Source organism: Chryseobacterium sp. MYb7 (genome assembly GCF_002979455.1).
Classification (GTDB): domain Bacteria; phylum Bacteroidota; class Bacteroidia; order Flavobacteriales; family Weeksellaceae; genus Chryseobacterium.
This window is the reverse complement of record NZ_PCOU01000004.1, coordinates 112593-127029: the sequence shown is the minus strand read 5'-3', so window position 1 is coordinate 127029 and position 14437 is coordinate 112593. Positions and strand designations below refer to the sequence as shown.

Below are 14437 nucleotides of genomic sequence, written 5' to 3'. Positions count from 1 at the left end.
CGAAATTCACAAAGAAAATCAGTAATTTTTATAAAAAAATAAGCCTCCACTGCTGGAGGCTTATTCTATTTGAAATTTAAACTTATCTATTCTTTGATAAATTTCTTCTGAACAGTGTTACCGTTATCTTCGATATCGATTACATAAACACCGTTAATCAATTTGCTTACATTGATCTGGTTGTTCAGTAAGATACCATTGGCGATTACCTGTCCTGCTGCATTGTAGATCGTATATTTAGCTCTCTTGCTGATATTCTTCACAAACAATACGGAACTTACAGGGTTTGGATAAATCATGATACTTGTCTGATCAATTGGATTAGACGCAATTGGTTTTGAGATTCTCACTGTATAATCCTCTACTTCTCCGTTCTTAAAGTCTGTACAGTTTACAGGGATACCATCTCTTGACATCGCTACTCTCATCACAACATACTTGTAATCTGTCATACTTACGAATGCATCGGCGGGTACATTGAACTTCCCGGATACAGGGCTGTTTGAATTCGGTGAAGAAGTAAATACTCTTTCGTTAATATCAAACTCCCCGTTTCTGTTGAAGTCAATCCATACAGCAATTCCTTCGTTGTAAGTAGTTCCTGTCCATTTTTTCTCAATGATGATCTCATTATCTGTAGATCCCTGAATCATTTCGATGAATGTTTTAGGAACTCCTGTGTAATCAGTATACGTAGATGCTCCTGATTCGTTCTCCATCGTTTTCTTACCAGTTGGCTTCACTGTTACTTTAGAAATATGCTCTCCTACTGAACTTCCTGCCTTCATCTTACAGTAGATCACTGTAGGAGTCGTGAAGTAGTATGGAGGAGTATAGTTTCCTGGGGTACCGTTACAGATATTTACTACCTGCATCTCGTATTTCGTTAATTCGGTAAGACCTGTCAATACTAAGTTATTTACTATTGATGGTACTTCTGTCCAACTTGGAATTCCTACTTTTCTATATCTAAGAACATAAGTTGCTCCTGGGAAAGGATCCCATGTAATCTCTGCCGATGTAGGCAATAATTGAGTAATGGTTAATCCCGGAGGAGGAATCTGGCATATTCTTTCTGTGGTAAATACTTTAGGATTAGAATATGGATTCAATGTGGTTTCTCCATTACACTGGTTAGCAATCTGTACTTCATACGTAGTGTATGGTTCCAGTGGAGTTGCACTTCCTAATACATAAGTGTTAGCAGGAGCTGCCGGTAAACTTATAATATTCCATGTTGTAGTTCCTACTTTTCTCCATCTCATCGTATACGTAGAACTTGCTGCTAGCGGAGCCCATGTAATCAATGCTGTTGTTGGAGTAATGTTACTTACTGTTACGTTTGGAGGTGTAGGATCACATCTTGTCGTAAAGGTCTTGATCGGAGTTGCTGTTCCTACAATATCTCCACAAATAGCAGCTACATCTACTTCATAAGTTGTAGCAGGGGTCAATCCGGTAATCACTAATGGAAGGTTACCCAATTGTGTTGAAGCATATACTGATGTCCAGGTTGTTGTTCCCTGAACTCTGTATCTTACCACATAACTTACTCCTGCACCTGTGATGGTAACAGTAGCTGATGTATGCGTAGTTGTAAATGTAGGTGCATTTGGTGTTGCATTGCTGCAAGGTCTTATTCTTACTCTATAATCTTCTACTTCTCCATCTACTGCATTCTGACACATTACCGGAGCACTTGTACGTTTAAGCACAACTCTCAGGGTAGTAGTCAATGGTCCTGTATAAGCCGTTGACGGAACTGCAAAAGTAGCAGTAACAGGAGTCGTTGTATTGGCAGGAGAAATTAAGATTCTCTCGGCATCAGTAAACTGTCCGTTTCTGTCAAAGTCAAGCCATGCAGTTACAGCATCATTTCCGGTTGCTCCGGTCCAGCCTTTTGCTACAGAGATTTTATTATTTTGAGAATTGACGTCTAAAGTAATAAGGGTCTCAGGAGTCGTATAGCTGGTATAGTTAGTCTGTACTGAAGTGTTATTCATTGGTGGAACTCCAAGGTTCGAAGAGGTAACCGTTACATTCGAAATATGGTCATTGGTTCCGGAACCAGTCATCTGACAATAAGCCAATGGTGGTGTTGTAAATGCTACTGACGATGAATAAGCTCCTGTAGTTCCTCCACATGTTGTAGAAACCTGAACTTCATAATTCGTCTGTTCTGTAAGACCAGTAATTCCGTAGAAGTTCTGACCTGCAGGAACGGTAGCAGTCTGCCATGCTCCACTTGGTGCTACTCTCCATCTTACCGTATAAGTAGCTCCCACAGTAGAAATCCATGATACAGTCGCATTGGTGGCAGAAATATTATTTACTGTAATACCCGTTGGAGGAGCAGTTGTACAAGGTTGAGAATCTACAAATCTTACCGGATAATCTTCTACTTCTCCCTGAGTGAATGTTCCACAAGGGTTAGCATTATCGAAATATCTCATTACGACACGCATACGGGTAGGAAGAGTTCCTGTATATACATTTCCACTGGCAACTGTTGGTACAGCAAAAGTAGCGGTAACAGGAGTAGTTGTACTATAAGTGCTGTTCAGAATCTTCTCACTAGTTTCAAATGTTCCATTTCTGTTAAAATCTACCCAAGCTGCAACTCCATAAGATGTAGGAGTACCTGGCCAGTATTTGTTCACAGAAATTTTATTATTTGCAGAACCTCTTTCAAAGATAACGACTCTTGTAGGATCCGTTGTATAATCTTTATAATTATCTGATACGGAATTGCTCAACATAATAGGAGCATTCGTTGGAGTAACCGTTACATTATTAATATAGCCACTTGTAGCTGTATTGCTTGAAGGACCTGCTGTACAGTAAGTAAGAGCCGGAGTTGAAAAGTTTACACTTGGTGAGAAGGCACCTGTAGTACCTCCGCAGACAGTAGCTACCTGAACTTCGTACGCAGTTTGCTCCAATAATCCTGTAAGTAATTGGTTACTTATTAAAGGAGTATTTACAGTAATCTGCTGCCAAGCACCAGAAGGTGAAACTCTGTATCTTACAATATAAGTAGCTCCTGTAGTTGACGTCCAAGTAACATTAGCTGAAGAAGGAGTTATGTTATTTACAGTAATGTTTGAAGGTGGAGCTGTAGTACATGCTGACAAATCAATAAGTTTAACAGCATAATCTTCAGTCTCTCCATAAGAATAAGTACCACAAGCATTAATAGGGCTATACTCATTCATTACAACACGCATTTTGGTCGTCAGGTTTCCTGTATATACATTTCCACTTGCAGTGGTAGGTACCGTAAATGTTGCTGTAACCGGAGTTGTTGTATTACTTGGTGAAGTCAATACTCTTTCAGAAGCTTCAAAAACACCATTACGGTTATAGTCAATCCAAACTCCAGTTAAGAAGCTATACTGATAATCCGGCCATACTTTCGATACAGAAACAGTACCTGTACCACCTCTTACCAAAGTAACCAATCTTGTAGGATCTGTACTATAGTCTGTATATCCACTTTGACCAGAATTACTTAGCATGGAAGGCGCACCCTGTGCATTCACTGCAACCTGGCCAATATATCCATCTATATAAGTACTTGTAGCAGCAGAAGCACAATAACTTAATGCCGGGGTCGTAAAGTTTACACTTGGAGAGAAGGTTCCTGTAGAACCTCCACAAACAGTAGCTACCTGAACTTCGTATGCCGTCTGTTCCGTTAATCCAGTAATAATCTGGTTCCCTACCAAAGGAGTTGTGACATTAATTGTAGTCCACGGTCCTCCGGATAAAAGTCTGTATCTTACAACATAAGTAGCACCAGCAGATAGATACCAGCCTACATTAGCTGAAGTTGTTGTAAGGTTTGAAACCGTAATGTTAGTAGGTGGTGCTGCTGAACAAGCCGGCAGCGCATGACTTTCAAACTGCACTCTAGGAATATCAGCAAGTCTGTCTTTTGCTGCGGGTGGTGCAGCAGGATCCGGATTTGCAGAATCTTCATAATAAATCATACCTCTATTTGCTCCTGCATTATAAGATCCCCAAGCTGTACCTGGTGAAGATGCATAACCTGGAGTTTTCTCATTTACAGCAACCACAAGATTGTCTGTTCCATTCCATAAAAATGGTGTTGCCAATTGAAGAGTTACCCAGTTTCCATTTGTTAAAGTGGGTATGACTCCGGCATATACCTGAGTAAGGGCACTTAAAGGAACCCAGTTTGTAAGGGAGGCAAAGTTATTTTGGGTGGTGTTTCCCATGTATACTACCCAATCCTTATACACATCCTGAGAGGTTGCAACGGTGGTAGAATAAAACTTTATTGCCGTGATATAGGTCGACGTACCAATGGCAGTCGAAACTTCCGAAGCAGTATAAATCTGCTGGGAATAACTATACCCATAATAGGAACGTATTGGGAGATACACTGAGGTACCCGTTCCTGTCCCGATCTGGCCTGCCTGAGCTGAGACTTTGGATACAAAGCCTGTGCAAATCAAACAGAGAAACAGAATTAAAGAGGTAAAGAGTTTCTTCATAATGTTTTTCATTATAATATTAATCAGACAAATCTAATCATTTTTTATTATTAATTTACCGCTACATTTATGTTTTTTTTGAAAAAAAATGATAATATCTCCACTTATGCTTTAAATAAAGAAATCCCCGAGAGACCCCGGGGATTTAATAAAATTTAAAGATTATCTTTATTTTTTGATGAATTTAAAGTTTTCTGAAATATTATTATCCTTTACAGTAATAATATAATTTCCTCTTAACAACTCACCTACATTTACTTTGTTGTTATCAATTGTTCCTTGTTTTACAAGCTGACCCACTGCATTATGAATTTCAAATGTAGCCTTAGCAGATACTTTTGTAACATTTAAGAAATCATTTACAGGGTTTGGATAGATTCCAAAGTTATTTTTCTTATCAACTTCACTTGTACCTAAAGTCTGAGCTTTCATCACTTTTCTTTGAGAAGTTGTGAAGCTTCCACCAGATAACAGAACAGTTCCTGAGGTAGTTTTGATGTTATAATAACCTCCATCCAGAGCAATACCGTCTCCATAAGAATCATTAATTGTGAAAGTATAACAGTCATCTGTACTTAATGTCCAGTTTTGAGTAATCAATGCAGGAAGAACAGCCGTTGTTTGATCTGCATAACCACTTCCACTATAAACAGTAGTTCCTGCACTGTTCTTTAATGTCCAGGATGTTTCAGATCCGTAATAATCTAACTGAAGATTAAATACTACATTCTGAGCAACTGGCATTGGCCCTCCTACATAAGTATCATTAATTGTATTGTTGGAAGCTCTTTGATCTGCTCCTCCATTTACAGTACTAATGCTGATTGTCATTGGCCCACCCATTGTACCCGCCGTAACCGGAAGGCTAAGCAGCTGAGACTTATCCTGAGCAAGGCTACCCGTCCAGTTATAAGGAGTTTGTGCAACACCGTTAATTGTATAAGTGATTTGAGCTGAAGTAAGCACTCCTGTTCCTCTGTTGAACAACGATACCGGAACGTTCAATGATCCTGAACAAGTAACTGCTGAACAAGTTCTTTCTAATTTAACCTCCGCATCATTTGCAAATAAAGGAATCGCGATATCTTTAACTGAAGTCTTCAACGAAGCTCTTCTAGGAGAATTGTTCATAACCGCTGTAATTCTATCTTTTTGATTAATTGTAAAGATATTCATACAGGTATCATTGGTATAATCCATATAGTTTTGAACCATTTCCATTACTAAAGGATCATTACAACTTGCAATGTTAGTAGGACAACCACCATTAGAAGTGTGTGCCGTAGGTGTATCTGCACAGTAGTCATCTCCACAAGTAGCATCTCCCCAGATGTGTCTTAATCCTAAAAAGTGCCCCACCTCATGAGTCATTGTTCTTCCTTTATCATAAGGAGCCGATAACAAGAAAGTACCATTAGTATTTAAATCACTGGTTCCAAATGTAGCAAAGTTAGCAACAACACCGTCTGTTTTACCATATCCACCCAGTGGGTCTAATCCTGGAAGGTTTGACCCGTCCGGGAACTGAGCATATCCTAACAAATTCGTATTTGGAGAAGCAAATGCCACACTCCACATATTCATATATTGGGTAGGATCCCAAATCGTTTCAGGCTTTACAAAGGCATCAATAGCATCTTTCTTAAAAGAAGACTGACATAAGTTTACTCTATCAATTCCATTGGTAGGGTTTCCGTTTGGATCTACTTTTGCCAACGCAAACTGAATTTGTACGTCTGCTCCTACAGCATTTGTATTAAATCCTGGAGTTCCCGTCAGTTTACGGTAATCCTGATTCATTACTGTAATCTGAGACATCACCTGCTCATCTACAATATTTGGAGCTGTACCTACTGCCTGTCCACCATGAATAACGTGAACAACTACAGGAATAGTAATAATACCTCCATTTTGTGATTTTTCATTCTTAGCTTTTTGAATTAATGGTCTCAACCAATCTTCAAACTGCTCTGTAGTAAGTCTTCCCGGAAAATGTCTTCTTAAGAAGTCTTCATATTCTGTTGTACCACACCTGTCGAAACCGTTAGTTTTCGCAAGTTCCTGTGGAGATTTGGCAACAGATTCTTTCTTCTGCCCCGTCCAGCCAGTATTCTGTGCGCTCATTAAACCAGCACATAATAAAGGTAATAAAAAGAGTGATTTTGAAGTAGTAGATTTTTGCATCTTTAATTTTTATAAACTTTACAAATATATTAGTTTTTAACAAAACTTATAATATATTTTAAAAAATAATCAGCAAATTATAACAAAATACAAATATTAAGCCATTATTTATATGAATATTCACTTTTAAGATACTTATTTACACACACAATCCCTTTCAATAAAAAGAATACATCGATATAAATACACTAACATATATCACACAATGATTAAAAATATAAAATAACACTTCAAGATATATATTTCAAGATTGGGCAATCATAAAAAAGTAACCCTGAGAAAATTTCCCAGGGTTATTATTTATCTAAAGTATCTTTATTTAGAACTTATAGGCAATATTCCATGCAAATCCCATATTAAATTTTGAAGAACTTCTTCCAAATCCAGGAACGATCATCGGAGAGATGTCATCCTGCTTAGAGGTGTATACCATATATCTCGGCTGAAGATTCACATCAATATAGAAGTTGGAACTGAATAACTGCACTCTACCTCCAATAGTTCCTTCCAGCCAAAAAGAAGACTGCGAGGATGAAGGAAAAGCTTCTGAAGAGTTACTTCCGCCAAATCCACGTACCGGAACAGCCATATACTCCTGGTTATAGAATGATCCGGCCACTTTTCCTCCGGCATAAAATCCGTTGAATTCATTTTCGGAATCCTTTGCCAGCATATAGAACGCTCCCAACTTAACGAAAGGACCACTTGCCTTGGCATCATAACCATTTTTCTGATATACATTCTTTTCAAAACCAGCTTCTGCAATAGCGTGAACATTTCCTCTGATTTTTGAAGAAATAAATCCCTGATACAGTTTTCTGTCTGAAAAGAAACCTGCTCCGGTGTTCAATACATCAAGGCCAACCATAAAATTGGGTACATATTTTTCATGAACCTTTTTCTCAGCTTCCTTTTTTTTGTCTTGTGCCCAGCTTATTATTCCAAATAAACTAAAAAGAAAGGTAAAGATTAGTCTTGTCTTCATTCTCTATTTGATTTTGTCCTACATCCACTTTCTGAACAGGATTCGGAGTTACTAATTCTGAACTTAAATTCTCATAATACTTTTTAATACCACATCCGGGAGACACATAGGTTGATTTTGTACCATAACTTACCCTCACGTGAGATTCAGGACCTTTGTATCTAGTTTTGAAATAAACATCTGTATAAGGTGAATTGTCTACCCGCAAAGGAATTAGTCGGGAATCAATTTTTGCAAGTTTTCCCAAATCTACTTTTCCTGCACCATAGTCTACTGATACATACAGCGTATCTATAGTAGTATCTTTTCCGTTTGACAGTGTTCTGAAACCTACCTTCATTCTGGGAGTTCCTTCTCCACTTTCGCAAATATCATCATCTCCTCCACAGGAAAAAAGCATTCCTAAAAAGCAGATTGCTATGAGAAATTTAAAATACTTCATCTGTACATTTTATTTTATTTGGTCAGATGGAACTGACGTTTCATATTACGATTTGAAATTCAAATTTAAATAAATTTATTTTTTAATCAACAACGCTATGTTCTCAACATGGTGCGTCTGCGGGAACATATCTACCGGTAAGATCTTTACTAAAGTATAATGATCTTTCATCAAAGCAAGGTCTCGAGCCTGTGTTGCGGAATTACAGCTTACATAAACTACTTTTTCCGGTGAAAGCTTTATGATCTGTTCTACGACTTTCTGATGCATTCCGTCTCTTGGTGGATCTGTGATCAATACGTCTGCTTTTGGATGATTTTCTAAAAACTCGTCATTAAAGAGGTTTTTCATATCTCCACAATAGAACGTTGTATTGGTTAAACCATTCAATTCAGCATGTTCAATTGCCGCATCAATTGCTTCCTGAACGGATTCGATTCCAATAACCTGTTTTGCATTTCTTGCTACGTATTGAGCAATTGTTCCAGTTCCTGTGTATAAATCGTAAACAACTTCATCACCTTTTAGATCGGCAAATTCAAGCGTTTTTCTATATAATTCCAGTGCCTGTTTGTAGTTGGTTTGAAAGAAAGATTTTGGTCCTATCTTAAATTTCAATCCGTCCATTTCTTCCATAAGGTAACCATCTCCGAAATATACATTGATATTTAAGTCATAAATAGAATCATTCTGCTTAGGATTAATAGCATACACCAACGTTTTTATCTGTGGGAATTGCTCTAACAAATAATCAAAAAGCTGAGTACGGTTTTCTTTTTCTTCTCTGTAAAGCTGGAAAAGAACCATCCATTCTCCTTTAGAGTTTTGTCTCATCATTAAAGTTCTCAGGAACCCTTCCTGGCTTTTCACATCAAAGAAATCTAACCCTTTATTTTCAGCAAATTTTTTAACTGTCAAACGAATTGCATTCGACGGATCTTCCTGAAGGAAGCATTCTTTTAAATCTAAAATCTTACTCCACATCCCCGGAATATGGAAACCAAGCGCATCTCTGCTTCCGAAGTTTTCTTCAGAACTGATTTCATATTGAGTCAGCCATCTCGCATTAGAAAAAGAAAATTCCATTTTATTTCTGTAGAAATATTGTTCTTCAGCGCCTAAAATCGGAACAGTTTCAAAATCTTCAATTCCTCCAATTCTTTTAATATTATTGTAAACTTCTTCTTGTTTAAAATCAAGCTGCTTTTCGTAGGTCATATTCTGCCATTTGCAACCACCACAAGTTCCGAAGTGAATACATTTTGGTTCAACTCTGAATGGTGATTTTTCAACAATTTCTTTTACTTCAGCCTCAAAATATTTTGACTTTGATTTTTTAACTCTTGCATTTACAACGTCTCCAGGAATCGCACCGGAAACCAAAACAGTTTTTCCTTCTTCAGTTTTACCAATAGCTACTCCTTTTGCTCCTGCTGCGAAAAGTTTAATATTTTCGAGAATTACATCTTTCTTCTTTCTCATATCAATTTCTTGTGATGAAGATAGCTTCTACTCTATACTTCATCTATTTTCTATTTTTTCTAATAAACTGTGAAACCTTTCAGTTCCAATTTCGTTTGCAAAAATACAATAAAAAAAACCTTATCCGAAGATAAGGTTTCTATACTGTGTTAAAGTTTACTATTTTGTTGGAGCCGGCTGAGGATTTGCTGGCTGTGGAGCTTGCTGCATTGCAGAAGGATCAAGCTGTAATTGCGGCTGCATTTGAGCATTTGGCTCTACTTTTGGAGCTGCAAGACCTGTCTGCTTGTCAAGAATCGTTACTAATTCCTGCTCACCAAGGTTTACAAATGATCTGCTGGCAATCTTACCATCTTTATCAACAATTACAAAGCAAGGCAATTTGAATCCGTATACTCCATATTTCTTAGCGATATCAGAGTTAAGACCTCCTTCTCCGTAAACATTCACTCCCTGAATTCCTTTTAAAAGAGAGTTACTTGTTTTAATGAACTGATCTTTTGTATCGTCTACGTTTACAAATACAAAATTCATTTTAGATTTATAGAAGTTTACTACTTCTTTTAATACGGGCACTGTAGCTTCACTGATGTAAGGATTCCATGAAGCATAGAAGAATAGCATATAAGGTTTCCCTTTATTTTCAGAAAGGTTATACGCTTTTCCGTCTTGTTTTGCTAAAGCTGCTTCAGGAGCGGCATCACCAATTTTAAGTCCTGTAATAGCTACCTGCATTTTTAAAAGATCACTTTTAATAGTAGCATCTTTAATATCTGAATCAATAATTTTTTTGATTTTATCAATGTTTGCAGGTGTAGTCGTTGGATGAATATCAGCCTGAGCCATTACAAATGCTAAAAGATAGTCTTTCGCCGTTTGAGATAAATCTTTCTTTGTTTTTAAGTACTGAGCAAACATCTCAGAAGTTGTAATTCCTGTTTTTCCTTTGCTGTTTGCTTCCGCATACTTCTGGAAATCCGGAGTCATTTTTACAAGAAGATATTGTCTGTAAAGAGGGATTGATTTCACCATCGCTTCTTTATCAGTTTCTAACTGAGTTTCATAATCTTTGAAAGCTTTAGAAGCTTTGTAAGATGGGTTACCAGACATTGGTCCGTGAGACATCTCATAGTTGGCAAGCAAATTAAGAATGGTCACTTTTATATCGTTTTTCTTCCATTCAAGAAGTCCTTTGCTTGGGTTATTTTTCTTTGCTAAGTCGTCTACATTTTTATTAATATCAGCTTCAACTTTATGCATTCCTTTCAAAAATGCAGCTTCGTCTCCGCCCATTAATCCGGCTAAGTTAACTTTGCTTCCATAGTCTGCCAAGAACTTCATACTTGCTGTAAGGAAGTCGTTGTTCTTTTTAGCATCTCCGGTGATTATATATTCATTTGGGAAAGTAGCTCCGTTTCCTGAAATATTTACTTTTTGTCCTCCTTCAAGATAGATCAGGTTTTGTCTTCCTGCATAGTTGATTACGTACATTCCATCTTTAGGAGCTTCAAAGCTTCCTGAGAAATTTCCGTCTTTATCTAAACCAATATTAATCAAAGGCAGGGTTCCTACTCCTGAAGCTTCTACAAATTCAATTCTTTCTAAGGATGAGCTTCCAGTAATTTTTCCTTTTACTTCTACTTTTTTTGAACAAGACATCACAAAGAATGTGATGATAAACAATAAAAGATATTTTTTCATTTCAATTTTTAATATTACACAAAAATACGCTTTTTAGGGCTTGCTAATTCACACTAATTATTTTTTTTGAAAATTTTATTATTGCCGTTCAAAAGAGGGTATTCCAATTATTTCAACCCTTTCTTTTTGAATAGCATGCCGCATTTGAAAGTTTAAAAAAAACAATTCAACTGCCCTCCAAATATATACTTATTAAATAAAGAATGACTAAAACCTATCAATAAGTTAACAAACTTTAACAGGGCTTAGCATTTCATAAAAAAATCGCCTCCAAAAATGAAGGCGATTTTTTATGTATTTGAATCAATTCTATCCTTGATCTACTAGAGCAGCCATGTATTCTCTGTTCATTCTTGCGATGTTTTCAAGAGAAATACCTTTTGGACATTCTACTTCACACGCTCCGGTGTTTGAACAGTTTCCGAATCCTTCTTCATCCATAGCTTTTACCATGTTCAGAACTCTTCTCTTAGCTTCTACTCTACCTTGCGGAAGTAATGCATACTGAGAAACTTTAGCTCCTACGAATAGCATTGCAGATCCGTTTTTACATGTAGCCACACAAGCTCCACATCCGATACAAGCTGCAGCATCCATTGCTTTGTCTGCATCTTCTTTTGGAACCGGAATTGCGTTAGCATCCAGTGTATTACCTGAAGTATTCACAGAAATGAAACCTCCTGCTGCCATTACTCTGTCGAAAGCACTTCTGTCTACCATCAAATCTTTGATAACAGGGAAAGCAGCACTTCTCCAAGGTTCAATAACGATAGTCTCTCCATCTTTGAACATTCTCATGTGAAGCTGGCAGGTAGTGATCCCTGTATCCGGCCCGTGAGCTCTACCATTGATGTAAAGAGAACACATACCGCAGATTCCTTCACGACAGTCGTGGTCGAAAGCGATAGGTTCTTTACCTTCGTTAATTAAGTTTTCGTTCAGAATATCCAGCATCTCCAGGAATGAAGAGTCTGTAGATACATCTGATATTTTATAGGTCTCAAACTGACCTTTAGTTTTACTATTTTTTTGTCTCCAAATTTTCAGCGTAAGATGTAAGCCTTTTTTTGCACTCATAATGTTATATTTTAGGTTGGAGATTATTTATAACTTCTAGTTTTAACCTCGATGTTGTCATATATCAGTTCTTCTTTATGCAACACTTCCGCGTTGATATTGTCACCCTGATATTCCCAAGCTCCGACGTATTTGTAGTTTACGTCATCTCTTTCCGCTTCTCCATCCGGAGTTGAGTGGTCTTCACGGAAATGTCCACCACAAGATTCATTTCTGTGTAGTGCATCGATAGCCATTAATTGTCCAAGTTCAAGGAAGTCTGCTACTCTGAATGCTTTTTCAAGTTCAGTGTTCATCCCTTCTCCTTCTCCCGGTACTTTTACATTTTTCCAGAAATCGTTTCTTACTTCTTCAATTTCTTTAATCGCTTCTCTTAATCCTTCAGGAGTTCTTCCCATTCCTACTTTATTCCACATAATGTTTCCTAATTGCTTGTGGAAGTGGTCTACAGAATGCGTTCCTTTATTATTTAAGAAGAAGTCAATTTTTTCTTTAATTCCTTTTTCAGCTTCGTCAAACGCACCTGAATTAGTAGGAATTGCTCCTGTTCTGATATCTGCAGAAAGGTAATCTGCAATAGTATAAGGAAGCACGAAATATCCATCTGCAAGACCCTGCATCAATGCAGAAGCACCCAATCTGTTTGCACCGTGGTCAGAGAAGTTAGCTTCACCAATTACGAAACATCCAGGGATTGTAGACTGAAGGTTATAATCAACCCATACACCACCCATTGTATAGTGAACTGCAGGATAGATCTTCATTGGAGTTTTGTAAGGATCATCTGCAGTAATTTTTTCATACATTACGAATAAGTTACCGTATTTCTCCTCTACCCAGCTCTTACCTAAATCGTAGATCTGCTGATCTGTTGGATTATGAATATGTTTTTCGATAGCGGATTCTTTACCTTTTTTCATGATCTCTGTAGAGAAATCAAGGTAAACTCCTTCCTGAGTATCATTATTTTCGATTCCAAATCCAGCGTCGCATCTTTCCTTAGCGGCTCTTGAAGCAACGTCTCTAGGTACAAGGTTACCAAACGCAGGGTATCTTCTTTCTAAATAATAATCTCTATCTTCTTCTTTAATATTTTCAGGTCTTAATTTACCTTCTCTAATAGCTACTGAATCTTCAATCTTTTTAGGAACCCAGATTCTTCCTGAGTTTCTTAATGATTCAGACATCAAAGTCAGTTTAGACTGCTGTGTTCCGTGAACAGGAATACAAGTCGGGTGAATCTGTACATAGCAAGGGTTTGCGAAGTAAGCACCTTTCTTGTGAATTTTCCATGCTGCAGAAACATTGGATCCCATTGCGTTGGTAGAAAGGAAATATACGTTTCCATATCCTCCTGAAGCAATTACTACAGCGTGAGCAGAATGTCTTTCGATCTCACCTGTAACAAGGTTTCTTGCGATAATTCCTCTTGCTTTTCCATCAACAATTACAAGATCAAGCATTTCATGACGGTTATACATCTTGATTCTTCCTTTACCGATCTGACGGCTCATTGAAGAATATGCTCCTAATAATAACTGCTGTCCTGTTTGTCCTTTTGCATAGAAAGTTCTTTTTACCTGAACCCCACCAAATGAACGGTTATCTAGCTGACCGCCGTAATCTCTACCGAAAGGAACCCCTTGGGAAACACACTGGTCAATAATATTTGCAGAAACTTCAGCTAATCTGTAAACGTTGGCCTCTCTTGCTCTATAGTCACCACCTTTAATGGTATCATAGAATAATCTGTAAGTAGAGTCACCGTCTCCCTGATAGTTTTTAGCTGCGTTGATCCCTCCCTGAGCTGCAATAGAGTGCGCTCTTCTTGGTGAATCCTGGTAGCAGAATGCTTTTACGTTATATCCCTGCTCAGCCAATGTAGCTGCTGCAGAACCTCCTGCCAAACCTGTACCTACAACAATAATATCAATCTTATCTCTGTTGTTTGGTGCAACAAGGTTCATATGGTCTTTATGATTTTTCCACTTGTCTTTAAGAGGACCCGCTGGAATTCTTGAATCTAATTTACTCATACTAGTATAT

The 14437-nt window shown here is 37.6% G+C and carries 8 protein-coding genes; all 8 read right to left on the bottom strand.

Features of this window, described 5'->3' with window-relative positions:
- Positions 1-86 precede the first annotated feature (86 nt).
- Positions 87-4520 (bottom strand): GEVED domain-containing protein, encoded by a 4434-nt coding sequence (locus CQ046_RS05155; protein ID WP_165790467.1) that lies wholly within the window; start codon positions 4518-4520, stop codon positions 87-89.
- A 168-nt stretch (positions 4521-4688) separates the two neighbouring features.
- Positions 4689-6704 carry a M43 family zinc metalloprotease gene (locus CQ046_RS05150; protein WP_105701235.1) on the bottom strand — a complete coding sequence of 672 codons (2016 nt, stop codon included), beginning with the start codon at positions 6702-6704 and terminating at the stop codon, positions 4689-4691.
- 319 nt (positions 6705-7023) lie between these two features.
- Positions 7024-7689 carry a DUF6048 family protein gene (locus CQ046_RS05145; RefSeq protein ID WP_105701234.1) on the bottom strand — a complete coding sequence of 222 codons (666 nt, stop codon included), beginning with the start codon at positions 7687-7689 and terminating at the stop codon, positions 7024-7026.
- Positions 7655-8131: a DUF6452 family protein gene (locus CQ046_RS05140; protein ID WP_105701233.1), complete on the bottom strand. Its 477-nt coding sequence runs from the start codon at positions 8129-8131 to the stop codon at positions 7655-7657. The genes CQ046_RS05145 and CQ046_RS05140 overlap by 35 nt, the downstream gene beginning before the upstream one ends.
- Positions 8132-8206: 75 nt before the next feature.
- Positions 8207-9613 carry a 23S rRNA (uracil(1939)-C(5))-methyltransferase RlmD gene (gene rlmD, locus CQ046_RS05135; RefSeq protein WP_105701232.1) on the bottom strand — a complete coding sequence of 469 codons (1407 nt, stop codon included), beginning with the start codon at positions 9611-9613 and terminating at the stop codon, positions 8207-8209.
- 159 nt (positions 9614-9772) lie between these two features.
- A complete protein-coding gene (locus CQ046_RS05130; RefSeq protein ID WP_105701231.1) occupies positions 9773-11314 on the bottom strand; it encodes a TlpA family protein disulfide reductase in 1542 nt (513 codons plus the stop codon).
- 309 nt (positions 11315-11623) lie between these two features.
- Positions 11624-12391: a succinate dehydrogenase/fumarate reductase iron-sulfur subunit gene (locus tag CQ046_RS05125; protein ID WP_062675785.1), complete on the bottom strand. Its 768-nt coding sequence runs from the start codon at positions 12389-12391 to the stop codon at positions 11624-11626.
- A gap of 23 nt (positions 12392-12414) precedes the next feature.
- Positions 12415-14427 (bottom strand): fumarate reductase/succinate dehydrogenase flavoprotein subunit, encoded by a 2013-nt coding sequence (locus CQ046_RS05120; protein ID WP_105701230.1) that lies wholly within the window; start codon positions 14425-14427, stop codon positions 12415-12417.
- Between the last annotated feature and the right edge of the window lie 10 nt (positions 14428-14437).

Bases quoted from the DNA above. Each gene is read 5' to 3' on its own strand.
- CQ046_RS05155 (WP_165790467.1), bottom strand. From the start codon at position 4,520: ATGAAGAAACTCTTTACCTCTTTAATTCTGTTTCTCTGTTTGATTTGC.
- rlmD (WP_105701232.1), bottom strand. From the start codon at position 9,613: ATGAGAAAGAAGAAAGATGTAATTCTCGAAAATATTAAACTTTTCGCA.
- CQ046_RS05130 (WP_105701231.1), bottom strand. From the start codon at position 11,314: ATGAAAAAATATCTTTTATTGTTTATCATCACATTCTTTGTGATGTCT.
- CQ046_RS05140 (WP_105701233.1), bottom strand. From the start codon at position 8,131: ATGAAGTATTTTAAATTTCTCATAGCAATCTGCTTTTTAGGAATGCTT.
- CQ046_RS05120 (WP_105701230.1), bottom strand. From the start codon at position 14,427: ATGAGTAAATTAGATTCAAGAATTCCAGCGGGTCCTCTTAAAGACAAG.
- CQ046_RS05150 (WP_105701235.1), bottom strand. From the start codon at position 6,704: ATGCAAAAATCTACTACTTCAAAATCACTCTTTTTATTACCTTTATTA.
- CQ046_RS05125 (WP_062675785.1), bottom strand. From the start codon at position 12,391: ATGAGTGCAAAAAAAGGCTTACATCTTACGCTGAAAATTTGGAGACAA.
- CQ046_RS05145 (WP_105701234.1), bottom strand. From the start codon at position 7,689: ATGAAGACAAGACTAATCTTTACCTTTCTTTTTAGTTTATTTGGAATA.